The organism is Deinococcus aerius (assembly GCF_002897375.1).
GTDB classification, from domain to species: domain Bacteria; phylum Deinococcota; class Deinococci; order Deinococcales; family Deinococcaceae; genus Deinococcus; species Deinococcus aerius.
This window is the reverse complement of sequence record NZ_BFAG01000001.1, coordinates 128,654-152,134: the sequence shown is the minus strand read 5'-3', so window position 1 is coordinate 152,134 and position 23,481 is coordinate 128,654. Positions and strand designations below refer to the sequence as shown.

The 23,481-nt window shown below is 70.0% G+C and carries 21 protein-coding genes and 1 pseudogene; 9 read left to right on the top strand and 13 right to left on the bottom strand.

Going from position 1 to position 23,481, the window contains the following annotated elements; translation table 11 throughout:
* Window positions 1-17 precede the first annotated feature (17 nt).
* Window positions 18-653, top strand: a complete 636-nt coding sequence (locus DAERI_RS00660) for an MOSC domain-containing protein (protein WP_103127556.1) — start codon at window positions 18-20, stop codon at window positions 651-653.
* Here the strand turns inward: DAERI_RS00660 and DAERI_RS00655 are convergent.
* The 3 genes and pseudogenes from DAERI_RS00655 to DAERI_RS00645 all read right to left on the bottom strand — a co-directional run bounded on the left by DAERI_RS00655 (window position 650) and on the right by DAERI_RS00645 (window position 2,799).
* Window positions 650-1,276 carry a hypothetical protein gene (locus tag DAERI_RS00655; protein ID WP_235610210.1) on the bottom strand — a complete coding sequence of 209 codons (627 nt, stop codon included), beginning with the start codon at window positions 1,274-1,276 and terminating at the stop codon, window positions 650-652. The genes DAERI_RS00660 and DAERI_RS00655 overlap by 4 nt on opposite strands.
* A 49-nt stretch (window positions 1,277-1,325) precedes the next feature.
* A complete protein-coding gene (msrA, locus tag DAERI_RS00650; protein WP_103127555.1) occupies window positions 1,326-1,883 on the bottom strand; it encodes a peptide-methionine (S)-S-oxide reductase MsrA in 558 nt (185 codons plus the stop codon).
* A 167-nt stretch (window positions 1,884-2,050) separates the two neighbouring features.
* A pseudogene (locus DAERI_RS00645) lies at window positions 2,051-2,799 on the bottom strand (TSUP family transporter).
* 239 nt (window positions 2,800-3,038) lie between these two features.
* Here DAERI_RS00645 and DAERI_RS00640 point away from each other — a divergent pair.
* A complete protein-coding gene (locus tag DAERI_RS00640; RefSeq protein ID WP_103127554.1) occupies window positions 3,039-3,968 on the top strand; it encodes a hypothetical protein in 930 nt (309 codons plus the stop codon).
* A gap of 376 nt (window positions 3,969-4,344) precedes the next feature.
* Here DAERI_RS00640 and proC read toward each other — a convergent pair whose 3' ends face one another.
* Entirely contained in the window at window positions 4,345-5,136 is a 792-nt protein-coding gene (proC, locus tag DAERI_RS00635) for a pyrroline-5-carboxylate reductase (protein ID WP_103127553.1), read from the bottom strand.
* A gap of 391 nt (window positions 5,137-5,527) precedes the next feature.
* Here proC and DAERI_RS00630 point away from each other — a divergent pair, with 391 nt between their 5' ends.
* The 4 genes from DAERI_RS00630 to DAERI_RS00615 all read left to right on the top strand — a co-directional run bounded on the left by DAERI_RS00630 (window position 5,528) and on the right by DAERI_RS00615 (window position 7,958).
* The gene (locus DAERI_RS00630; RefSeq protein ID WP_103127552.1) at window positions 5,528-6,364 is read left to right on the top strand and encodes a 50S ribosomal protein L11 methyltransferase; all 837 of its coding nucleotides are present in this window, start codon (window positions 5,528-5,530) and stop codon (window positions 6,362-6,364) included.
* Window positions 6,364-7,056, top strand: coding sequence for a 16S rRNA (uracil(1498)-N(3))-methyltransferase (locus DAERI_RS00625; RefSeq protein WP_103127943.1), 693 nt, complete (start codon window positions 6,364-6,366; stop codon window positions 7,054-7,056). Before DAERI_RS00630 ends, DAERI_RS00625 begins: the two co-directional genes overlap by 1 nt.
* 114 nt (window positions 7,057-7,170) lie before the next feature.
* The gene (locus DAERI_RS00620; protein ID WP_103127551.1) at window positions 7,171-7,563 is read left to right on the top strand and encodes a hypothetical protein; all 393 of its coding nucleotides are present in this window, start codon (window positions 7,171-7,173) and stop codon (window positions 7,561-7,563) included.
* The gene (locus DAERI_RS00615) at window positions 7,560-7,958 is read left to right on the top strand and encodes an inorganic pyrophosphatase (RefSeq protein ID WP_165794019.1); all 399 of its coding nucleotides are present in this window, start codon (window positions 7,560-7,562) and stop codon (window positions 7,956-7,958) included. The genes DAERI_RS00620 and DAERI_RS00615 overlap by 4 nt, the downstream gene beginning before the upstream one ends.
* 6 nt (window positions 7,959-7,964) lie before the next feature.
* Here DAERI_RS00615 and DAERI_RS00610 read toward each other — a convergent pair whose 3' ends face one another.
* The 7 genes from DAERI_RS00610 to DAERI_RS00580 form a co-directional block, all read right to left on the bottom strand.
* Entirely contained in the window at window positions 7,965-8,864 is a 900-nt protein-coding gene (locus DAERI_RS00610) for a hypothetical protein (protein ID WP_103127550.1), read from the bottom strand.
* 91 nt (window positions 8,865-8,955) lie between these two features.
* Window positions 8,956-10,584, bottom strand: a complete 1,629-nt coding sequence (cydC, locus tag DAERI_RS00605) for a thiol reductant ABC exporter subunit CydC (protein WP_165794018.1) — start codon at window positions 10,582-10,584, stop codon at window positions 8,956-8,958.
* Window positions 10,581-12,215: a thiol reductant ABC exporter subunit CydD gene (gene cydD / locus DAERI_RS00600; RefSeq protein WP_235610153.1), complete on the bottom strand. Its 1,635-nt coding sequence runs from the start codon at window positions 12,213-12,215 to the stop codon at window positions 10,581-10,583. The genes cydC and cydD overlap by 4 nt, the downstream gene beginning before the upstream one ends.
* 147 nt (window positions 12,216-12,362) lie before the next feature.
* Window positions 12,363-13,400, bottom strand: a complete 1,038-nt coding sequence (cydB, locus tag DAERI_RS00595; protein WP_103127548.1) for a cytochrome d ubiquinol oxidase subunit II — start codon at window positions 13,398-13,400, stop codon at window positions 12,363-12,365.
* A gap of 108 nt (window positions 13,401-13,508) precedes the next feature.
* Window positions 13,509-14,939: a cytochrome ubiquinol oxidase subunit I gene (locus tag DAERI_RS00590; RefSeq protein WP_103127547.1), complete on the bottom strand. Its 1,431-nt coding sequence runs from the start codon at window positions 14,937-14,939 to the stop codon at window positions 13,509-13,511.
* A 690-nt stretch (window positions 14,940-15,629) separates the two neighbouring features.
* Window positions 15,630-16,316, bottom strand: coding sequence for a response regulator transcription factor (locus DAERI_RS00585; RefSeq protein ID WP_103127546.1), 687 nt, complete (start codon window positions 16,314-16,316; stop codon window positions 15,630-15,632).
* Window positions 16,313-17,902 carry an ATP-binding protein gene (locus DAERI_RS00580; RefSeq protein ID WP_103127940.1) on the bottom strand — a complete coding sequence of 530 codons (1,590 nt, stop codon included), beginning with the start codon at window positions 17,900-17,902 and terminating at the stop codon, window positions 16,313-16,315. The genes DAERI_RS00585 and DAERI_RS00580 overlap by 4 nt, the downstream gene beginning before the upstream one ends.
* A gap of 202 nt (window positions 17,903-18,104) precedes the next feature.
* On the opposite strand from DAERI_RS00580, the gene DAERI_RS00575 reads away from it, so the two are divergent.
* The 3 genes from DAERI_RS00575 to DAERI_RS00565 all read left to right on the top strand — a co-directional run bounded on the left by DAERI_RS00575 (window position 18,105) and on the right by DAERI_RS00565 (window position 21,201).
* Window positions 18,105-19,052, top strand: coding sequence for a Bug family tripartite tricarboxylate transporter substrate binding protein (locus DAERI_RS00575; protein ID WP_103127545.1), 948 nt, complete (start codon window positions 18,105-18,107; stop codon window positions 19,050-19,052).
* Window positions 19,053-19,164: 112 nt separating this feature from the next.
* Window positions 19,165-19,704, top strand: a complete 540-nt coding sequence (locus DAERI_RS00570) for a tripartite tricarboxylate transporter TctB family protein (RefSeq protein WP_103127544.1) — start codon at window positions 19,165-19,167, stop codon at window positions 19,702-19,704.
* Window positions 19,705-21,201, top strand: coding sequence for a tripartite tricarboxylate transporter permease (locus DAERI_RS00565; RefSeq protein WP_103127543.1), 1,497 nt, complete (start codon window positions 19,705-19,707; stop codon window positions 21,199-21,201).
* A 56-nt stretch (window positions 21,202-21,257) separates the two neighbouring features.
* Here the strand turns inward: DAERI_RS00565 and sodA are convergent, their stop codons facing one another.
* Together sodA and DAERI_RS00555 are read right to left on the bottom strand one after the other, a co-directional pair.
* Window positions 21,258-21,890 carry a superoxide dismutase [Mn] gene (sodA, locus tag DAERI_RS00560; RefSeq protein WP_103127542.1) on the bottom strand — a complete coding sequence of 211 codons (633 nt, stop codon included), beginning with the start codon at window positions 21,888-21,890 and terminating at the stop codon, window positions 21,258-21,260.
* A gap of 186 nt (window positions 21,891-22,076) precedes the next feature.
* Window positions 22,077-23,252 carry a tetratricopeptide repeat protein gene (locus DAERI_RS00555; RefSeq protein WP_103127541.1) on the bottom strand — a complete coding sequence of 392 codons (1,176 nt, stop codon included), beginning with the start codon at window positions 23,250-23,252 and terminating at the stop codon, window positions 22,077-22,079.
* Between the last annotated feature and the right edge of the window lie 229 nt (window positions 23,253-23,481).

The window sequence follows — 23,481 nt, the reverse complement described above, 5'->3', positions numbered from 1 at the left end:
GGCTGGTAGCCTGCGACATGCGGCTTCTGAGCGTCAACGTCGGCCAGCCCAGCGCCATGCAGATCGGGAACAACGCGGTCGTCACGGGGATTTGCAAGCGTCCCGTGCCCGGCCGGGTGAGGGTGACGGAAGAGGGCCTGGACGGCGACCGGGTGATGAACCGCAAGCACCACGGCGGCCCCGACCAGGCCGTTTACCTCTACACCCGCGAGGATTACGACCACTGGGAGGGGGCGCTGGGCCGGTCTCTTGAGCCGGGGACCTTCGGCGAGAACCTGCTGATCGGCGGGCTGGAGTCGGCGGACGTGCCCATCGGCGAGAGGTTCCGGGTGGGCGGCGTGCTGCTGGAGGTCACGGCCTGCCGCATCCCCTGCGCCACCCTGGGGGCGCGAATGGGAGACCTGGGCTTCGTCAAGCGCTTTGCGGCGGCCCGCCGCCCCGGCCTCTATACCCGCGTGCTGGAGGGCGGCGAGGTCGGCCCGGGCGACCCCGTGACCCGCGAGCCCGCCCCGGCCGGGGCCCCCACCGTCGGCGAGGTCTTTGACCTATGGTTCAGTGACCCGCCCCCCCGCGGGACGCTGGAAGGCTACCTGACCTACCCGCTGGGCATTCGGCTGCGGCGGGCGGTGGAGGAGTTGCTGGGCGGGCTCTAGACCTGCTCGTTTGCCCGCGCCCGGGCCAGCCCCTCCTGGTAGATCGGCAGCGCCTCCTCGCCCAGCAGGCCGCGGATGATGCCGCCCAATTCCTCGCCGTTTTCCCGGGCCGTTTCCGAGCGGAAGATGTACTGGCGGTCCAGCCACATGTATTCCCGCAGGATTCTTTCCTTCTCCCCGGCCGCCGCCCGCTCGTAATACCCGAACCCGCGCAGGTACTTGGTAAAGGCGTCCAGGTAAATCTGCCTCGCCAGGTCGCGGGGCAGGGCGTCCAAGGCGACATTGACGAAGTTGACGAGGGGCGGATTCCCAGCCGGGTCCCAGTGCATGGACATGGGCACGAGAAAGGGAAGGATTTCAATGACCTCCCCGCTGTCGAGTTCGGCGAACCATTCGGAGTGGAGATTCTTGTAGTAACAGTTCTTGATTTGCAGCTTCAATTCCTGCACCACGTCCACCGTGGAGAGCCGGTAGGCGATGGCCTCGTCGCGGTAGCGGTAGAACGCGGACAGGACCGCGCCGCATTGTTCAGGCTCGATGCCGATCCCCCCGAGTTCACGCTCGAACTCGCCCCAGGACTCGTGCAGCCTTTCTATCTCTGGGCTTTCGCCGCGTCGGTCCATCACCCTCACAGGATACTGTTCTCCGGGTTGATGCGGCTTTTCCCTGCGCCTACGCCCGCAGGCGGTCGCCGTACTCCTTGCGCAGCTTGGCGACCTTGGGGGCGATCACGGCCACGCAGTAGCCCTGGCGCGGGTTGCGGGCGTAGTAGTCCTGGTGGTAGCCCTCGGCGACGCAGAAGGGGGCGGCCGGTTCGATGGTGGTCACGATGGGTTGGTCGAACACGCCCTGCGCCGTCAGCCCCTCGATCACCTCGCGCGTCTCTCGCTCCTGCTCGGGCGTGAGCGGGAAGACGGCGCTGCGGTACTGGGTGCCCACATCCGCCCCCTGACGGTTGAGGCTGGTGGGGTCGTGCGTGGCGAAAAAGAGCGTCAGCAGGTCCTTGAAGCTCACCTGCGAGGGGTCGAACGTCACCCGCACCGCCTCGGCGTGCCCGGTCCGGCCCGTGCAGACGGCCTCGTAGCTCGGGTTGGGCACGTGCCCGCCGATGTAGCCGCTCTCCACCTTCAGCACCCCGCGCACGTCCTTCATCACGGCCTCGGTACACCAGAAGCACCCGCCCGCCAGAATCGCCTGCTGTACCTGCCCGCCCTGGGAAGAAGAGGTCATGCCCCATTCTCGCGCCTGGGGATGAGTCTCAGGGGGCGATGGGGCACGGTTAGAGGGGTCACCCAGAGTGAAGTGAGGAGCCCTTGAACGGTGGACGAGGACCTCTCATTCCGTCCAGCCCGCCACGGTTCTTTCACCGGGCACCGGGGCGGGGCCTGTTTCTTCCCTCACTGCGTCAGCAGCCGGGCCGCCACCAGCACCACGATCAGCCCGTACATCACCTTCACGAAGCCGCTGCCGCGCAGCATCGCCATGCGGGCGCCGACGGTGGCCCCGGCGGCATTGGCGAGCCCCATCGGGAGGCCGATCCACCAGACCATCTGCCCGCCGATCAGGAAGAACAGGAACGCACCCAGGTTGGTGGCGAAGTTGATCGTCCGGGCGTTGCCGCTCGCCCGGACGAGGTTGAAGCCCACCAGCGCGAACAGGAACATCAGGAAGGTGCCGGTGCCCGGACCCAGAAAGCCGTCGTACATGCCGATCAGGAGGGCGCCGGGCAGCGTGAGGGCGAGCGTGCGGGCGGTCAGGCCGGGGTAGCGGTCCTCCAGCCCGAAGCGTTTGTTGATCAGGACGAGCGCCCCCACCCCCAGGATCACGATGCCGACCAACGTGCGGAAGGCGGCGGGGTCCACGAAATGGACGAGGTAGGCGCCCAACGCGCTTCCGGCCAGGGCCAGGGGAATCAGCCGCAGCACGAGCGCGCGCTCGACATGCCCCTTGCGCCAGTATTGAAAGGTCGCGCTGCCCGACCCGAAGATGGCGAGCAGCTTGTTGGTGGCGACCGCCTGCGCGGGCGAGAGCCCCATGAAAAACAGCGTGGGCAGCGTGATCGTGCCGCCGCCCCCGCCACCGCGTCGATGAATCCGGCGAGAAAGGCGAGCGGCAGGCCGTAAAGCAGGACTTCGGGACCGGGCACGGCGAGGACTGTATCAGCCCTTCCGACCGGGCAGGACCTGCGAGGCCTGAGGCGGCCCGGGCACGCGGTCCTGGGAAGCTCCCATTTTGTGCTGAGCAACATGAATTCGGTGCCAAGGGGGACTAGGGGCATTGATCCAGACTTCACATTTAAGGGGCCTACCCTGCGGGCCGGGCTTGACGCGGGACACCGCGCCCCCTAACCCACGAACTATTTCTGAACAGCCCGGAGGACGTACGATGCCGACTTCCACCCGCCGCACACTGCTGACCGCCGCCCTGCTCCTCGGCCTGGGCACGGCCTGGGCCCAGACGACCGATCAGACCAGCACCCCTCAGACGACGGACCAGCCTAGTACCAGCCCGACCACCACGGATCAGACGACTACTCCGGCGACGACCTCCTCCACCGACGCTGGCGCGCAGGCTCTTCCCGCACAGACGACCCTCACGCTGCCCTCCGGCGACCTGACGCTGCCCTACCTGGCGGGCGCCACCCCCGTGCGCAGCGTCAAGACCGCGACCGGCGTGGCCGTGCTGTACCAGGGCTCCATTCCCAACGCCCTGGAGGGGTATGCGCAGGCCCTGACGGCCGGGGGGTTCACCGCCGTCTCCCCCTCGGCGACTGCGACGACCACGGATACTGCGGCGGCGGGCACGGCGGCAACCGGGACGACGGATACCTCGGCAACAACGGGCACCACGGATACGTCGGGGACCACCGGAACCACGGAGACTTCGGGCACCACGGGAACGACCGATACCTCGGGCACGACCGGGGGGGCGGGCAGCACGGACACTTCCGGCACGGCGGGAACCGGTGGGACGACGGACACCTCGGGGACCACTGGAACGGCCGATACCTCGGCGACGACGGGCACCACCGATACCTCTGCCGCGACCGGAACGGCAGCCGGAACGACGGGAACGACTGACACGTCGGCCACGGCGGCCACCAGCGGGACGGCAGGCACCGCCGCAACTTCCACGGCGACGGGCACGCCCGGAACCGACGCCATCACGACCGATGCGGCCGGTGGGCGCGCGGAGGTCTTCGAGCGCAACGGCCAGCGCGTCCGCGTCTACGTGTACGAGGTTCTTGGCTACACGGCCGTCCTGATCTCGCAGGAACAGGCCCCGGCAGCGACGACGGGCACCACGGGCGGCTGAACTATCACAGTGGAGGGCGAGCCAGTCGGACGGCTCGCCCTTTTGCTCTGTGCCCCCGACACCGGCTCCGCCCGAACGGCGTTCCAGCAGGGTCAGTTCCAGGGCCACCGCGAAGCCGGGTTCTGGCAGGGCTGGCGGCGGTCAACCCCTCAGTCCGCTTTGCGGACAGCTCCCCTCAAGGGGAGCCAGGGACGGCCTTGGCCCTCCAGGAACCTGCGGCTGTTGCCTCCCTTTTGAGGGGAGGTGGCCCGCAGGGTCGGAGGAGTCTTCTGCGAGGGCGGAGGCGGACAGCAGCGCCAACACGAGCGAAAGGGTTCTGGGCACGGCTCATGCCTGAGTTGGCAGGCTCCGCCCCGTCAAACAGCCCGCGTCCCCCCTACTCCTGATCCTTGCCGAGATCGGCCCCTCTGCGCGTTGCAGCCACCACCGCGCGCATGAAGGCCCCGCGTACGCCCGCCGCCTCCAGCACCTCCAGCCCGGCGATGGTGGTGCCGCCGGGGCTGGCGACCTCATCCTTGAGCAGGCCGGGGTGGACCCGCCCCTGGAGGAGTTCGCCGCTGGCGACGAGCAGCTTGGCCGCGAGTTCGTGGGCCAGGGCGCGCGGCAATCCCATCCGCACGCCGCCGTCCGCCAGCGCCTCGGCGACGACGGCGGCGTAGGCGGGACCCGACGCGCTCATGCCGGTAAAGGCGTTGAAGAGATGCTCGGGCAGGTCGTACACGTCGCCGACCGCCCCGAACAGTTGCCGGGCGAAGTCGAGGTCGCCCGCGTTCTCGGCCTCGCGCGGGCAGGTGATCGCCGTCTGGCTGTGGCCGATGGTGGCGGCGAGGTTGGGCATGACCCGCACGACGCGCTTGGTGCCCAGGCGGCGGGTGATGGTGCCCGTGCTCACGCCCGCCATCGTGCTGATGTACCCGGCACTTTCCTGCGCGAGCCAGTCGCTGATCTCTGGGAACACGCGCGGCTGCACGCTGACGAGGATGCGCTCGGCGTAACGCAGGTCGGGAGGCCCGATCACGCGGGCGCCCGTCTTGTCCGCGAGGTCCCCGGCCCGCAGGACGTTCGCGTCGAGCAGGCCGATCTCGCCGGGCGGCATCACCCCGCGCGAGGTGACGCCCGTGAGCAGGGCGAGGCCGAGTTTCCCGACGCCGACGATGGCGAGTCTCATGGGCAGGAGTATAGGAGGGGCATACGGTGCGGGGCCGGGGGCTTGTAGAGGGTGGGACCTCTCCTGGGGGCGCGGTGACGCGAAGTTGTCAACCTGGGTGAAACGAAGGCAGGCTTTGATCTCACCCCAGGACAACGCTCTTGTGCCCCCTCCCCTTTGGCTGTTGTGACCCTCTCCCACGGGGGGAGAGGGCCTGGCGCAGCCAGGGGTGAGGGGGCGCGTGACGGGAGACCTCGGCCCATCAGAGCAGCTTCCACCGCCGGTACGGCCCGGAGACCAAAGCCTGAAACGAAGGGGCCCGCCTTCCAGCGAAGGCCGGGATACTTCGCCTGCGGCTCAGCATGACAGGACAACTACCCCTCCACTGATGACACGCCCTACACTCTCCCCCATGCTCGTGTACCACCTGCCCGGCACCCTGGAAACCCGCGAAACCGACCTCGACCTGCTGTGGGAGGCGGGCGCGACCGGGTTGGAGGAGCGCGGGGGCACCATCCGGGCCTATTTCGACGCGCGGGTAACCCTCCCCGGCGAAGTCTCGGACGGCGAGTGGCGCGAGGAGGCCGACCAGGACTGGCAGGCCGAGTTCAAGCGCACCCTGCGCCCGGTGCGGGCGGGCCGAGTGACCATCGTGCCGCCCTGGCTGCGGGAGGAGGTGGAGCCCGGCCAGCTTCCCCTCGTGATCGAGCCCGGCATGGCTTTCGGCACCGGGCACCACGAGACGACCCGGCTGGCGGTGGAGGCGCTCTCGGGGCTGAATCTGGCCGAGCTGGGGCCGAATGGGACGGGAGCGCGGGTGCTGGACGTGGGCACCGGCAGCGGCGTCCTCGCCATCGCGGCGGTGATGCTGGGGGCGCGTACGGCGCTCGGATTGGACATCGACCCCATCACCATCCCGATTGCGCGCGAGAACGCGGAGATTAACGGCGTACAGGACCGCACGATGTTCGTGGAGGGGGCGCTGGGTGAGACGGAGATTTACTTCAACGAGCGCGGCCTGGTGGGGTACGACGTGATCGTCGCCAACCTCTACGCGGAGTTGCACGACCTGCTCGTGGCCGAGTACGCCGCGCATGTCGTTCGAGGAAAGCCGGTCATCCTGACAGGCATCCTGACCGCCAAGCTGCCCCTCGTGCGCGCCGCGCTGGAGCGCGAGGGCTTCACGGACGTTCAGGAGACCCTGGAGGGCGAGTGGGCGCTCGTGACGGCCCGCGCGCCGCTGGGCTGATGGCCCCCCACCGCGTCCGGGTGGACGCCCTGGCCCCGGAGATGACCCTCGGCCCCCGCGAGGCGCGGCACCTTCACGTCCTGCGCCTGCGCGAGGGCGATGAGGTGCGGGTGTTCGATGGCCGGGGCGCGGAGGCAGGGGCGACGGTGGCCCTGCTGGACGACCTGCGGGCGGTGCTGACCCTGGGCGAGCGCCTGTCGGGAACGGCGGAGACCCCCCAGCCTGTCACGCTGGCCGTGGCGCTCCTGAAGGGCGACAAGCTGGCGGACGTGGTGCGGGCGGCGACCGAACTCGGCGCGGCACGGGTGCAACTCCTCGTCACCCGGCACGCCGACGCCCGCGAGATCGGGGCGCAGAAGCTCCTCCGCCTGCGCCGCGTCGCCGAGGAGGCCAGCAAGCAGTCGCGCCGCGCGGTCACGCCGGAGGTTCTTGCTCCCGTCCCCCTGACCGAGCTGACCTGGGAGGGCCAACTCTTCGTCGCGCAGCCGGGCAGTACCGACCGCCTCACCGACCGCCTGAGCTGGGACACTCCAGTCACCGTCCTGACCGGTCCCGAGGGCGGCCTGGCGGACGCGGAGGTGACGGAGTTGATCGGGAGGGGCGCGGTCGCCGTGACCCTCGGCCCCCGCATCCTGCGGGCGGAGACGGCGCCGGTCGCGCTGTTGGGGGCCATCGTGGCGACGGGGGTGTAGGGACGCCGGGCGGTGGGGGGTGAACCGAACCAGCCGCTTCCTTCAAGGGCTCTGGCTCACCACTCACGGTCCCAGACCACAGCCCTCCTCACGCACCCTTCCTAGAATGCCGCCATGCGTGCCCCTGCCTCCTTCCCCATCCGCCTGCTGGTGCTGGCGTGCCTGCTCGCGCCCGCCCTGACCGCCTGCCGCTACGCCTACTTTCCCCTGGTGCCCAAGCCGGTGGAGGTGACCCTGCCCGCGCGGGTCACCACGGCCACCCTGAAGCGCGACGGGGCCAACCTGCTCCTCCAGGCCCGGGTGGAGGGCCGCTTCGACCCCGGCTACCTGAGCGTGGCCTGGTTCGACGGGGCCCAGGAACTCGGGCACGACAGCGTGTACCTCGACGCCGCCCAGCGGGACGCGAGCTTCCGGCTGGAGGCCCCCAACCCCGGCGCGTACCGGGCGGTGATCTCCTTTGGCGGCACGGTGCTGCGGCAGGTCGAACTGTACGAGATCCTGCCGTGACGGGCCCAGTCGGGGGCGTGGTGGAGTGGACGCGCGGCACCCTGGAGCGTTTTGTCTGGCGGGGCGGGGAGCTGGTGCCCTACCGCACCGAGCCCTGGCCCGCCCCGGTGAACTACGGGTGCCTGCCCGGTCTCCTCAACCCCGCTGACGGGTCGGAGGTGGACGCCGTGTGGCTGGGCGAGCCGCTCGCCGTGGGAACGCGGCTTTCAGGAACCCCCTCGGCCCTGCTGCACCTGGCGGACGGGGACCACAAGGTCGTGTTCGGGAACCTGGAGGAACACCACGGCGGCGACCTGCTCGCGCTGCTCGCGTGGTTTCCGCCGGGGCGCGGCGCCCGGCTGGAGGGGCCGGGGGACGCGGCGGCGTGGCTGGCAACACTTCAGGCCGGGTCCTGAACCGGGTCAGTCCTCGCCCGCCCGGGCCGCGTCCTCGCGCCGCCACTCCTGCACGGTGGGGGTCAGGCGCGAGACCACCCAGCGCAGGGCGTCGCTGTTGGGGTAGGAGACGGCGCTGTGATCCTCACGGGGCGAGACGTAGCGCTCGATACCCGCCAGGCTGCCGTCCAGCCGCACGTTCGGCGTGACCTCGAAGAGGTAATTGAAGGTGAGGCCGCCGCTCTCGCCCGCCCGGGCGGGCAGGCGCTTGCTCTGGACCTCCAGGTTGCGCACCACGTTCGGCCACACGATGTCCTTGCCGCGCAAGGAGCGCGAGCCCACCCGGAAGAGGTTGCAGGCCTCGGTGGGCGAGGGCCGCACCGGGTCGGGCCGCAGCGCCCGGATCGCCGCCCCGTGGTCGGTGTACCAACCTGCGCAGATGCCGTCGAGGTCGATCTGGAGGGCGACGGGCTGCTCGGGATACGCCCGGGCGAGGTGGTGCAGCCACGCCACCCCCTGCGAGTGCCCCAGCAGCACCACCCGGGGCCGCCGTCCGCCCCACGCAGTCCCCAGACGCGCGTAGGCCGCCGTCAGCGCCGGGTAGCCGTGCTGGACCGTCCGGGTGAGGTGGGAGACGTAGCTCTCCTGGGCGCTGGAGGCGTAGCCCGCCACCTCCACCCGGTAGCCCGCCGCCGCGATGGCGTCCGCGACCGCGTCCACCGTGCCGCGCGCCGTCAGGTAATCCCAGTTGTCACGCGGGGCGAGGCACCCCGTTCCGCAACGGCCCGACACGGCGAAGATCACCACGTCGGGGGCCGGGCCGGAAAAGTTCAGGGCCGGGGTCCGGGCAGGTTTGACGGCAATGGGCGCGCAGGCCCCCAGCAGGAGGGTCGCGGCGAGCAGGGCGGAGGGGAGGGAGGCGCGCATCCGGGAGCCAGTGTAGGCCCGGCGGTGGCGCGGGGACGTGACCCAGGTTGCGGGCGGAGCCTCCCCCCAGAACCGGGGCCGCAGGGTCGCCTCACCCCAGCCCCACCACGCGCCATGCTGGTCCCAGCAGCTCGGGCTGGTGGGTGACGAGGAGGGTGGCGCGGTCCCGGGCGCGCTCCTCCACGGCTCGCAGGAGGCGGCGGGCATTCGCCGGGTCGAGGTGCGCGGTCGGCTCGTCCAGCAGCAGGACGGGCGCGGGGCGCAGCAGGGCGCAGGCCACCGAGAGCCGCGCCCGCTCACCCGCCGAGAGCTGCGCCCCGTACTCGCCCACCCAGCCGGAGAGCCCGCCCGGCAGCCGCGCGAGCAGCCCGTCCAGCCCCAGGTCACCGAGCAGGGCCAGGAGGTCGTCGTCCGTCGCGTCCGCCGCCAGACACAGATTCTCGCGCAGGGTGCCGCCAAAGACCTCCGCCTGCTGGGGCGCCCAGGCGAAGCGGGAGCGCGCGTCCGCGAGGATCAGGTCGCGCAGGTCCACGCCCCCCAGCGTGACCCGCCCCGCCCCCGGGTCCCAGAAGCGCAGTGCGAGGCCGAGCAGGGTGCTCTTCCCGGCGCCGGACGGCCCAACCAGGGCGACCCGTTCCCCCGGGCGGACGGTGAGGTTCACGTCACGAAGCACGTCCGTCTCTACACCGGGGTAACGAAAGCGCACGGCCTCGAAGCGCAGGGTGGGGTCGGCGGGGAGGTTAACGGGCCTCTCCGGGTCCTCCACGGCGGGCCGCAGGGCACGCAGCCCGTCTACGCGGGCGGCAGCGGCGCGCAGGGAACCGTAAGTCGCCCACGCGCTTCCCAGGTTCCCGACCGCCTCAAAGCTCGCCAGCAGGCCCAGGGCGCTCGCGGCGAGGAGGGGGCCACTCGTTTCCCCCTGCGCCACCCCCTGCCCGACGAGGAGGAGGGCCGCGATCAGGCCACAACCCCCCAGGGCGTCCCGCGCCGCGTTCGCCGCTCCAGTCACCCGCGCCCGCCGCGTTTCCGCCGCCTCCAGCGTGGCGAGGAGCCTGGCGAAGTGCCCCTCCGCTGCCGGGCGCCCCCCGCCCGTCACGAGGTCGGGCAGGCCGTGGAGGGCTTCGAGGGTGGCGGCCCCAAGTTCGGCGCGGGCCGCGTTCTGGGCACGGCCCGCCGCAGCGGCGGCGCGGACAGCGAGGGCGGGCAGCGCGACCCCGGCGAGGCCGAGGAGCCCCAGGGTCACGGGCGCGAGCCGGGGATCCACGAACCCCACCAGCGCCACCGTCACGAGCGCGACGAGGGCGGCCACCAGCGTGGGGGCAAAGAGGCGCAGGTACACGCCCTGCAACTCGTCCACGTCCGAGCGGACGCGCGCGAGGAGGTCCCCGCCCCGGGCGCCGACCAGCGCGGCGGGCGCGACGCGGGCGAGGTGCGCCACCGCCTCCCCCCGCACCCGGCCCAGCAGCCGGAAGGTCAGGTCGTGCGAGACCAGCCGCTCGCCGTAGCGCAGCGCGGCCCGCGAGATGCCGAAGAGCCGCACGGACGTGATCAGCGGCAGCAGGACGAGCAGGGACTCGGGTTTCAGCGCCGCCCCCGAGATCAGCGCCCCCGACACCGAGAGCAGGCCCACCGAGGCGAGAACTGTTCCGGCCCCGAGCAGGACCGAGCCAAGCGTCCGCGCCCGCCCCCCTCCCCGCACGAAGCGCCAGAGCCCGCTCACGCCCACTCCCCCACGGGTTCGCGGACCCGTCCGCCCTCCAGCTCGATGACCTGGTCATGCCCCCGGTGCAGCGCTGCCCGGTGCGAGATGGTGAGGACGGTGCGGCCCTGGCCCAGCCGTTCAAGCGCGGCCCGGACCTGTTCCTCGCTTCCCGCGTCGAGCTGAGAGGTCGGCTCGTCGAGGATCAGCACCTCCGCGTCCCGCAGGAAGGCCCGGGCGAGGGCGAGGCGCAGGCGTTCGCCGCCGCTCAGCCGCGCGCCCTCGGCCCCCACCTCCGTGTCGTAGCGGTGGGCAAGCCCAGAGATGAAGGTGTGGGCATCCGCCGCCCGGGCCGCCTCCACGACCTCGTCGTCCGTCGCGTCCGGCCTGCCCAGCCGGATGTTCTCACGCACGGTGCCGGGAAAGAGGTAGGGCCGCTCGGGCACGTAAGCGATTCGCTCCCGCCACGCCGCCGGGTCGAGATCAGCCAGGGACACACCATTCACCCGCACCTCCCCGCTCGTGGGAACGGCGAACCCGAGCAGCAGCCGGGCCACGCTCGTCTTGCCCGCGCCGCTCTCGCCGACGAGCAGGAGGCGCGAGCCGGGCGGCAGGGTGAGGCTCACGTCCCGCAGCGCCGTCCGCTCCCCGTATTGCAGGGTCACGTCGCGGAACTCAATTCGCAGTGGCCCCTCAGGAACGGGCAGACCGCCCTGCCCCGGCGCCTCCTCATTCAACACCGCGAACATCCGCTCCCCCGCCGCCCGCGCCTCCAGGCTGGCGTGGTGGTCGGCCCCGAGGGCACGCAATGGGGCGAAAAACTCAGGAGCCAGCAGCAGCACGAGAAAGGCCCGCTCGAACGGCAGAGCCCCCTCGAACAGGCGCACACCCACCGTCACGGCCACGAGGGCCGTACTCAGCGTCGCGCCGAATTCGAGTACGAAGCCGGAGAGAAAGGCCGTTCGCAGCACGCCCAGAGTAACCCGGCGGTACGCCTCGTCCGCCCCCCGCAGCGCCGCCAGCCGCTCCCGGTCGCGCCCGAAGACCACCAGCGTGGGCAGGCCGCGCAGGGTGTCCACAAAGCTCGCGCTCAGGCGGCCCAGCGTGAGCCACTGGGCCTTTGCCGCCTGATCCGCCATCGTCCCCACCAGCCACAGCAGCACCACGATGACCGGCCCGGTGAAGAGCAGGATCAGCCCGCTCAGGGGGTCGAGGAACAGCACCGTCAGCGCGAGGAGGGGCGGCAGGACGGCGGCGAACACCGAACCCGGCACGAAGCGCCCGACGAAGCCCTCCAGCCGCTCGGCGCCCTCCACCACGAGTTCGGTGAGTTCGCCCGCCCGCTGCCCGGCGGCGTACAGGGGGCCGAGGCTCAGGAGGTGGGCGAGGAGGCGACCACGCACCTCCCTCTTCACATGCGCTGCGGCGCGGGCAGCGATCACATCCCTCACCCCGACGAGGGCCGAGCGGACGAGCCACACGAGGGCCAGCGCGACAAAGGCGGAGGTCAGGACGGCGGGCGCCTGCCTCCCCAGAAAAATCCCGTTCACGATTCGCGCGACCAGAGACCACTGCGCCAGGACGAGCCCACACGTCACCAGAGCCAGCCCGGCACAGGCGAGCGCGAGGGGCCGCACGCCGGGGAGCCGCATCAGGGGCCGCACGCTAGACCGACTTGCTGTAATTCCGGGCTACCCGGGAAGGCCCCGGCTGTTCTCGTCCGGATTTAGGCGCGGCCCCTCTCCTACGAAATTGTGCCCATCCGCCTGAGTTCGTCTTCGACTCACCGCAACTTTGCATCAGTCGTACCCCTTGTTGAGCCCGCCCTCCTCGGGCCGGACGCGCTCGCGGAAGATGTAGTAGTTCCAGACCTGATACCCGATGATCAGCGGCAGGAAAATCGCGCCCACCCACGTCATCAGCACCAGGGTGTACGGCTGGCTGGCACTCTCCCGCAGGCTCAGGCTGTACTCGGGGTTGAGGGTCGAGGGCAACACGACCTGCCGGGTGTACAGCGCGATAAAGATGGTCACGGTGGAGAACACGATGGTCAGGCTGCTCATCAGGAAGGCGAGCACGTCCCGCCGCCGGGTCAGCCCGTACCAGATGCTTCCCAGGGTGAGCGCGGCGGCGACCGGGAAGAGCCACGGCAGCACGCCGAAGGAGTTGAAGAGCCCCTCGGTGACGTACCCCATGACCACGAAGGCGAGGATGGCGACGGTGGCGAGTGCGCCCCAAAAAAGAGCGGCGGCGCGGGCACGGTTATACAGCTCCGTGTCCTTGTGCAGCCGCAGGAGCAGGAAGTTCGCCCCGTGCAGCATGAACAGCAGCGTCGTCGCCAGGCCCCCCACCACCGAGAAGGGGGTAAAGACCTCGGCAAAGCCGCCCAGCACCCGCTCGTCGGCATTGATGGGCAGGCCCTCGATCAGCTTCGCCATCGTCAGACCCCAGAAGAACGAGGGGATCAGGCTGCCCAGAAACGACATCCAGTCCCAGAAGGAGCGCCAGCGCTGCGACTCCACCTGGTTGCGGTACTCGAACGACACGCCCCGCATCAGCAGCGAGAGCAGGATAATCACGAAGACCGGGTACAGGCCGCTGAAGAGGGTCCCGTACCACACCGGAAAGGTCGAGAACATCACCCCCGCCGCCGCGATGGCCCAGACCTCGTTGCCGTCCCAGAAGGGGCCGATGGTGCCCACGAGCGCCCGCTCCTCGGCCTCGTTGCGCGCCAGGAAGGGCCGCAGGATATCCACCCCGAAGTCGAAGCCCTCCAGGAAGAAGTAGAGGGTGAAGGTCAGCGCGATCAGCCAAAACCAGAGGGTCACGAGGTCCATAGGGTGGGTTCAGCCTCCTTGGGGGGAGAGGGGAGCCGTCAGCCGTCAGCGATCAGCCGTCAGGAAGAGAAGGGAAAGATCGTCCTTTCTGACGGCAGATCCCTCCTCTCAGTTCCTCCGCTCGTAGCCCTGGAAGCCCTCGCCCGCGTAGTTGGGGGCGGGCGCGGCGAGCATCTGCGCCTCGGGCTTGTGGTGGATGCCCGCGCGGGCCGTCACGGTGAGCAGGTAAATGTCCAGCCCGATCAGGGCGAGGTACACGATCCACAGGCCGATCAGCCCGACCAGAACCTCGCCGTAGGAGTTGGCGCTCACGCCCTCGACCGTCGTGAGCAGGCCGTACACCATGAAGGGCTGGCGGCCCATCTCGGTCGTGATCCAGCCGCAGAAGTTGGCGATCCACGGCAGGGGGAGGGTGAAGAGCAGGGCGCGCAGATACCACCGGGTATCGTTGAGCCTCCCCCGCCTGCGCCACCACAGGAATGCGCCCCCGAACGCGGCGAGCAGCATCAGCATCCCGATGCCCACCATGATGCGGAAGTTCCAGTACACCCAGGCCACGGGCGGGATGTAGTTCCCCGGCCCGAGTTCGCGCTCGTACCGCTCCTGAAGGGGAATCAGCCCCTCGTAGTTTCCGGTCAGGCGGTTGTAGGCCAGCAGCGAGCCCAGGTAGGGAATCTCCACGTTGAAGGTGTTGCGCTGCTCTTTTTCGTTGATGATGGCGACCGCCGACCACGGGGCGGGCGACTTCGAGGTCTCCCACTGCGCCTCCATTGCGGCGAACTTCATGGGCTGGTCGTAGCGGGCCACCTGGGCGGCCCGGTGCCCGCTGGTGGCGGAGAAGACGGACCCGATGACGGCGAACACCAGCCCGATCCGCAGCGAGCGCGAGAACACCTCCACGTCCTGCTTTCTCAGCAGGTGGTAGGCGCTGATTCCCAGCACGAAAAAGGCCGCGACCGACCACGCCGAGCCCTGCACGTGCAGGAAGTACAGCCACGCCTTGTAGTTGAACACGACCTGCGAAAAGCTCGTCAGGAAGGCCTGATCGCCCACGACCTCGTACCCGACGGGGTGGTGCATCCAGCCGTTCGCCAGCACGATCCAGAAGGCGCTGATCTGGGTCCCGATGGCGACGAGCCAGATGCTCGCCAGGCGGAGAGCAGGTCTGAGCCGGTCCTTGCCGAACCACCACAGGGCGATGAAGGTGCTTTCTAAAAAGAAGGCCATCAGCACCTCCAGCGCGAGCGGCACGCCGAAGATGTTGCCCACGAACTTGGAATACTGGCTCCAGTTCATGCCGAACTGAAACTCCTGCACGATGCCCGTCACCACGCCGACCGCGAAATTGATCAGGAACAGGTGCCCGAAGAAGTTCGTCATGTTTCCGTAGATCTGCGCGCGGTCCCTGTGGACGAACGCCATGGTCTCCATCACCGCGATCAGAAAGGCCAGCCCCACCGTCAGGGAAACAAAGAAAAAGTGAAAGATGCTGGTCGAGGCGAACTGAAAGCGGGACAGGTCAAGGACATCGGGACCCATGACGACCTCACAGGGATTCCGGCTCAACTGCTGCGCGGGAACTGCAAAACCTGGCTGGACCTGAAGGGCCGCGGAGCAGAGGGAGGGGGCGGAAGGGATACAGCCAATGGTCTGCAAGGTCACCGTACCAGCGGGCCGTGCATACGGACGTCCCGGCGGAACCCCGGCATGTTCACCCGTTCTTGAGGATCAGGACTGTCGGCTCGCCCACCCAGGACGGAAAGACTGCCCAGCAGGAGCAACAACGCCTGAGCTTTAGCTCTTTAAAACCGTCTATTGCGGACGGCCCAGCCCCACAAGGAACTTGCGCTCGCACCGCCTTCACCCCGCCTTGCTCGCGCAGCGAGACGGTGGGCGAGCGACTGAGGATGCAGCAAGTTCAAACATTGCGAGAGGGATGGGACGACCACAGGCGAAGTGGGCGAGCCCTTTGCCCAGCGCAGCGCCGCTCCCCCTCCACCGAGAAGAGAGACACGTGTGCAGGCCTAGCGTCAACGCGCGGGCCGCCCCGCGCGGCGGAGTCGTCGCCCCCTCTGAGGGTAGGGGGTTGGGGGGTGGAGGCAAACCGAATCAAGTTGCCCTGCCCCCTGCCCTCATCCACAACAACCTTCCCACACGCCGCCGATCTGCCAAGGGAAACGCCCCGCAAGCAAAATTGACCCGCCGAGCACGCGCCGAGCTGGGAAAGAGTTAGAGAGCCTCCCCTTCCAGCGAACTGCGTGCCCGGTACAGCTTGGCGGGCCGCCCCGCCAGGCCATACTGGTGATCCAGGCTGGCACGCCCCACCCGCACAAGGTGTTCCAGATAACGCCAGGCCGTCACCCGCGAGAGGTGCGCCCGGTCCCCGACCTCCTCGGCGCTCAGGGCACCCCCGGCCCCCTCCAGCACCGCCGCCACCCGTTCCAGGGTGTGTGGGTCAATGCCGCGCGGCAGCGGCTCGGGCGTATTCCCGCTCACGCCCAGCAGCCGGTCCAGGTGCGACTGATCGAGGGTGCCGCGTGGAGCGCGGCGGGCACGGTGCCGCGCGATCACCTCGGCCAGCCGCGCCCCCGTGAACGGCTTGATCAGGTAGTCGAAGGCCCCCTGCGCCAGCGCCGTCCGCACTGAAGCCTCGTCATCGGCGGCGGTGATGAGGGCCACATCCGTCGTGCGCCCCTGCGCCCGCCAGTGCCGCAACAGCCCCAGCCCGCTCCCGTCCGGCAGATGCACGTCGAGCAGGATCAGGTCAGGCGCGAGGGCCTGGGCGAGCGCGTCCGCCTGGGCCAGCGTGGCCGCGCTGCCCACCACATGCACGTCCGGGTCGCGCTCCAGCAGGTCGCGGTTCACCCGGGCGACCCGCAGGTCGTCCTCCACGAGCAGCACGCGCACCCGGGTCATGCCCGCTCCAATACGGGCGACAGGGCGGGCGGGGGCAGATTCACCTGAAAGACGGTCTGGCTGCCCCGGCGCGTATACCGAATCTCGCCGCCCAGGGCCAGCACCCGGGCGTGGACCCCGGCCAGGCCGTACCCCCGCCCCTCACCCTTGCTGCTCGCCCCGCGCGTGAAGAGCCGGGCGGCGACCTCGGGCGGCACCCCCGGCCCCGAGTCCTCCACCTCGATCTGTGCCCCCTCGGGGTCCTCGCCGATCAGGACGGTGACGGTGCCGGGCTGGCCCCCCAGCGCCTCGAAGGCGTTCTCGGTGAGGTTGCCCACCGCCGTGACGAGGGTGTCCGCGTGCCGCTCCCAGGCGGGCGAGAGGCTGCTGCCCGGCGCGACCGTGAAGTCGATGCCCAGTTCCCCGGCCCGCTCCCGCTTGCCCGCGAGCAGGGCGACCAGCCGGGGCACCTGCACGTCGCGCAGCAGTTCCCGGAATTGCACCCCCTGCTCGATCTCGGCGTCCAGCACGCGCAGCGCCTCCTGGGGGCGGCCAAGTTGCAGCAGCCCCGAGAGGACGTGCAGCCGGTTCTGGTACTCGTGCGTCTGGGCGCGCAGCACATCCACGAAGCCGCGGGCGTGGGTCAGCTCGTCGGCCAGCGCGAGCGCTTCCGCCCGGTCACGGAAGGAGGCGACGAAACCCCCGCCCTCCAGCGGCTCGACATTCACGAGCACGGGCTGGCCCCGCAGGGTGAGTTCCACGTTCTGCTGCCGCGTGGCCCCGGTGACGGCGAGATGCCCGGCAAGTTCCGGCCACGCGGGGGCCAGGAGGAAGGGGACCCGGGCGGCGGGCAGCGCCTCGGCGGCGCGGTCGCTGGCGAGGGTCACCACGCCGTGCCCGTCCGCCGCGATCACCCCCTCCCGCAAGGCAGCGAGGACCGCCCGGTGCTGGCCCACGAGCGCGGTGATCTGCTCGGGTTCGAGGTTCAGGATCTCGGCCCGCAAGCGCCGCGCGGCCCACACTGCCCCGACCGTACCCAACCCCAGCGCGAGCAGGAACCAAGGCGCCAGGTTCAGCAGGGCCTGCGCGACCAGGTGCCACGCCTGCGGCATCAGGTAGCCGGTGCTGACGACGCCGACTACCCTCCCGTTTTGCCACACCGGCACCTTGCCTCGCACGCTCAGGCCCAGGCTGCCCCGCGCCACACTCACGACCTCGCGCCCTGCCAGGGGCCCCACGTTGTCGCCGCCCTCCATCGGCTGGCCCAGCCGCTCGGGAACGGGGTGCGCGAGCCGGATGCCGCGGGCGTTTCCCACCACGATGAAGTCGGCCTCCGCCTCGGCGCGCAGGGCGTTGATCTGGGCGTTCAGGGCCGCATTCTGCACGCCCGCCGCCGCCCCCTGAATGACGGCGGGCAGCCGAGCGACCAGACGGCTCGTCGTGATCGCTCGCTCGCCCAGCCGCTCGCGCGCCTCCCCGTACAGGGTGGCGGTCTGCACCCCCGCGAGCACCAGCGTCATCGCGCACAGCACGAGCAGGTGCAGGCGCACCAGGCGGCCCTGCAACCCTGGGCGCGACCGGCCCCGCGGACGTGAGGAGAGGGACATGAGCTTCGTCCCATTGTAGGAGGCCTGCATAGTGCCCCGGTCGTTGCGTGCGTTGCGTTCACGGTTGTAAATAACGCTCAGAAAAAAGTGCGTCATAGCCGGAGAAATTTCTTGCAACCGGGCCGAGTGGGAAGTAGCCTGGGGAAGCTCTAACCCCTCAACCCACCCGGCCGGACGCCCGGCCCAGACTCCCGGAGGCTCCATGAAGAACGTGCTATCCCTGGCCCTGCTGACTGCCCTCACGCCCCTCGCCGCCGCGCAGAGCCTGAACAACCTGCGGATCATGGCGCCCGCCAGCCCCGGCGGCGGCTGGGACCAGACCAGCCGCGCGATCCAGACCGTGCTGCAAAACGAGAACATCGCGGGGCCCGTGCAGGTGTTCAACGTGCCCGGCGCGGGCGGCACCATTGGCCTGGCGCAGCTCTACAACGCCAAGGGCGACGGCAACCTGCTCATGACGATGGGCCTGGTGATGGTGGGCGCCATCCAGACGAACTCCAGCAAAGTGGACCTCTCGCGCGTGACGCCGATCGCCCGCCTGACCGGCGAGTACGAGGTCGTCGTCGTGCCCGCCTCCAGCCCCTACAAGACGATGAAGGACCTCGCCGCCGCGTGGAAGGCCAACCCGGGCGGGGTGGCCTTCGCGGGCGGCAGCGCGGGCGGCACCGACCACATGCTCGTCGGCCTGCTCGCGGAGGCGGCGGGGGTCGATCCCAAGCGGATGAACTACGTGCCCTTCAGCGGCGGCGGTGAGACGCTGGCGGCGGTGCTGGGCAACCAGGTCGCGGCGGGTGTGGCCGGGTACGGCGAGTTCGAGGCGCAGATCAAGGCCGGGAAGCTGCGGGCCATCGGCATCAGCGCGCCCAAGCGGCAGCCGGGGATTCCGGTGCCCACCCTCAAGGAACAGGGCTACAACGTGGACCTTGCCAACTGGCGCGGCATCGTGGCCCCTCCCGGCATCAGCGCCGCCGAGAAGGCCGCCCTGGTTGCCGCGCTCGACAGGATGCACGCCAGCAAGGAGTGGAAGGACACGCTGGCGACCCGCAAGTGGACCGACCTGTACCTGAGCGGCAGCAAGTTCGACGTGTTCCTGAAGCTGGAACAGAGCCGCGCGCGCAAGATTCTGCAAAACATCGGCCTGGTGAAGTAAACCTGGCGGGGGCACCCGGCGGGGCGGGGGAAAGATGACCCGCCCCGCCTCCTTTTGCCCGCTTCCGGGCGCCAGAATAGAGAACGTCCACACCCCCCGAGGAGGTCTTTCCATGCAAGACGTTCCGCCCTCCGCCCACCCTGACGCGCCGCTGGCCTCTGCCACGGGCAGGCGCGGCGTCAGCGTGCCCGACCTGCTCGTCGCCCTGGGGGTGACGGGGCTGGGCCTGCTGCTGCTGCTGGGCACCTTTCAGATTCCCTTCGGCATCAACGCGGTCGTCGGCCCGCGCGTCTTTCCGCTCATCGTGAGCGTCGGGCTGACCGCCCTGGGCGTGCTGCTGACCGTCAATGCCCTGCGCGGCGACCGCGCCGAGCCCGCCGCCGAGGAGGACACCGACCCGAACGCGCCCGTTCACCTGGAGGCCGCCGGAATCGTCCTGGGCGGCTTCCTGCTGGGCACGGTGCTGCTGCCCACCCTGGGCTTCGTGATCGGCACGGCGATCATGTACTTCTCCGTGGCCCTGGCGTTCGGCGAGCGCCGCTGGGGGCTCATGCTCGTGGTGTCGCTCCTCGTGGCGCTCGTCACATACGAGGTCTTCACCCGCGGCCTGGGCCTGAACCTGCCGCCCGGCGTGCTGAAGGGGATCATCTAAATGGACGCTCTTTCCGCCCTCTTCGCGGGCTTCGAAACGGCCCTGACCCCCATCAACCTGCTGTGGGCGCTGATCGGCGTCACGCTGGGCACCCTGGTCGGCGTGCTGCCCGGCATCGGCCCGGCGCTGACGGTCGCGCTGCTGCTGCCCGTCACGGCCAAGCTGCCCCCGGTCAGCGCCTTCATCATGTTCGCGGGCATCTACTACGGCGGGATGTTCGGCGGCTCGACGACCAGTATCTTGCTGAACACGCCCGGTGAGTCCAGCTCCATCATCACGGCGCTGGAGGGCAACAAGATGGCCCGCCGGGGCCGCGCCGCCGCCGCGCTCGCCACCGCCGCCATCGGGTCCTTCGTGGCGGGGACCATCGGCACGGCGCTGCTGACCTTCGCCGCGCCCGCCATCGCGGACATCGCGGTGCAGATTCCGCCCAGCGCCAAGTTCGCCCTCATCATGCTCGCGTTCGTGACCATCAGCGCGACGTTCGGCGGCAGCCCGCTGCGGGGCCTCATCAGCCTCTTCCTGGGTCTGGCGGTCGGCCTTGTGGGCACCGACCTCCAGAGCGGGCAGGCGAGGTTCACGCTGGGCCGCCCCGAACTGCTCGACGGCATCGACTTCATCACGGTCGTGATCGGCCTCTTCGCGGTCGGGGAGACGCTTTACGTCGCCAGCCGCCTGCGGAAGGACAAGGCCAGCGTGATCAAGCTGGAGGGCAACGCCTCCATGAACCGCGAGGACTGGCGCCGGAGCTGGAAACCGTGGCTGCGCGGCACCGCGCTGGGCTTTCCCTTCGGCGCGATCCCGGCGGGCGGCGCCGAGATTCCCACCTTCCTGAGCTACACCCTGGAAAAGCGGCTGACGCGGCACCCCGAGGAGTTCGGCAAGGGCGCCATCGAGGGCGTGGCCGGGCCGGAGGCCGCGAACAACGCGAGCGCCGCTGGAGTTCTGGTGCCCCTCCTCACCCTGGGCCTGCCCACCAGCGCGACCGCCGCCATCCTGCTCGCCGCCTTCCAGCAGTACGGGCTGCAACCCGGCCCACTCCTGTTCGTGACGAACGCCGATCTGGTGTGGGGCCTGATCGCCTCGCTGTACATCGGGAACGTGATGCTTCTGGCGCTGAACCTGCCGCTGGCGCCGGTCTGGGCACGGCTGCTGCTCATCCCCCGCCCCTTCCTGTACGCCGGAATCCTGGTGTTCTCGACCGTCGGCGTGTACTCGCTGAACAACAGCGTGTTCGACCTGTTCCTGCTCGCCCTCTTCGGCGTGATCGGGTACGGGATGCGCCGCTTCGACTTCCCGGTGACGCCCGCGATTATCGGCGTGATCCTGGGGCCGACGGCAGAGAGTCAGTTCCGCACCGCCCTTCAGCAGAGCAACGGGGACTTCAGCATCTTCGCCCGGCAGCCGCTGACGGCCTTCATCCTGGTCGTCGTGGCGCTCGCGTTGATCGTGCCGCCGATCCTGAGGGCCAGGGCCGCACGTCGGGCCATCGCTTAACTTCCAATAAAGAGCGCCCCCAGCGTGTCCGGCTGGGGGCGCTCTCCTTGTTGTCCTTACTGTGACCGTGCCTGCTCGTAGCGCCGGGCGACCTCGTCCCAGTTCACCACGTTCCAGAAGGCCGCCAGATAGTCGGGGCGGCGGTTCTGGTAGTTCAGGTAGTAGGCGTGCTCCCACACGTCCACGCCGAGGATCGGCGTGCCGCTCGCACCCGCAATCGCCTCACCCATCAGCGGGTTGTCCTGGTTGGCGGTGGAGACGACGGCGAGCCCCCCGCCCGGCTGCACCACCAGCCACGCCCAGCCCGAGCCGAAGCGGGTCTTGGCCGCGTCCTCGAACTTCTGCTTGAAGGCGTCGAAGGAGCCGAAGGCCTGATCGATAGCCTGGGCAAGTTCGCCGCCCGGCTGGCCCTGGCCGTTCGGGGTCATGATCGTCCAGAAGAGGCTGTGGTTGGCGTGACCGCCCGCGTTGTTGCGCAGGACCGTCTTCTTGTCGCTGGGAACCTGATCGAGTTGCCCGATAAGCTGCTCGACGGGCAGGTCGGCGAACTCGGTGCCCTCCAGCGCCTTGTTCGCGTTGTCCACATAGGTCTGGTGGTGCTTGGTGCGGTGGATGTTCATGGTGCGCGCGTCAATGTGCGGTTCGAGCGCGTCTTCCGGGTAGGGCAGGTTCGGCAACTGGTACGCCATGATGGTGCTCCTTTCGGGCCGCGTTCCTCATCCCCCCTGGATGAGGGCAGCATCGGCGCTCATCTTACGCGCGCCCGGTGAGGGGGGAAGCGACAGTTGAGCTTTAGGGAACGTTGAGACGGCGGGCCAGCAACGAAGCGGCCCCCTCCGATTCAGGAGGAAGCCGCCGGGGAGAGCGTGAACGGGTCAGCGCACGCGCGACAGACCCTCGCGGGCGAGCGCGTAGTTGGGGCTCAGCTTGAGCGCCCGCTCGTAGTTTTCGCGGGCCTTGAGGCGGTCGGGGGCCACGACGCCCGCCCCGCGCTCGTAGCTCAGGCCTAGGTAGTAGGCGTACTCGGCGGTCGTGCTGCCCAGGGCGGCGGCGCGCGTCAGGTTCTCGCGGGCGGACTGGAGGTCCCCGGCGTCCAGGTCCAGGCGGCCCAGGTAGTAGTAGAACTCGGGGTAGCGCAGGGGGTCGAGCTTGACCGCCTGGGTGAGCTGGGCGCGGGCCGTGGCAGCGTCACGGCTGAGGTAGCTCACCACGCCGTACTGGCCGACCGCGTAGGCGTTCGTGGGGGCCAGGCGGGCGGCCTGGGCGGCCTCCGGCTTGGCGGCGGTGATGTTGCCGCTCAGGGCGAGCAGCTTGGCGTAGTACGCGCGGTTGTAGGCGTCGCGCGGGTCGGCGATCACCGCCTGCTGGAGGCTGTTCAGCGCGGCCATCAGGTTGCCGGTCGCGTAGTACATGTCCCCCAGGTTGAAGAGGATTACGTCGTTGTCGGGGTTGAGCGTCGAGGCCTGCTTGAAGGCGTCGATGGCCCGGCCCGCGTCGCCCTGGAGCTTGTAGACGTAGCCGCGCTCGTTCCAGATCTTGCTGAGGCTGAGGTTCCTGCCGTCCCCCGTCTGGCCCTGCGCGACCGTCTCGGCATCGGTGAGGACCTTCTGGGCCGCCGTGAGGTTGCCCGCCACCGCCGCCCGGTCGCTGGACCCCACGTACTGCTGCTGGTACGCCTGGGCCAGCGCGATATACCCGCTGACGTTGTTGGGGTCGAGCAGGGTCAGGCGCCGCAAGGTCTCGATGGCCGGGCCGTACAGCCGCAGCTTGACCTGCGCGCGCCCCAGGCCGAGCAGCGCCTCGGTGTTCCTGGGGTCGATCTCGCTGGCCGCGCGAAACGCGACGTAGGCCTCGTCGAACTTGCCCTGCTCGTAATAGAAGACCCCCAGCGCGACGTAATTGGCGGCGGGACGGGTGGGGGCGGTGGGCGTGGCGGCCGGGGCGGCGGGCTGAGCGGTGGCCGGGGTGGCCGGAGCCGTCGGTTGCGTCTGCGCGGCCGCGCTCATCAGGGTGGCCGCCGCGAGGAGCAGGCCGAGGGTACGTCGTTTCACTCAGAAACCTCCGGGGTGAGGCTAACACCGCGCCACAGGGGGTGCAAGCCGCCATCCAGCACGTTGTGGGTCACGTGGACAGCATAGGCAAGGGGTCCGGCGGCGGGGTGAAGTCCCAGTGAGAGGCCGGAGCAGGCTCCACGCGGTGCGGCAAAGGGCATGGAAGCAGCCTAGACGCCCGATTTGACGGACTTCTGACGCCCCCCTGATTCCCCCGTTCCTGCCCCCG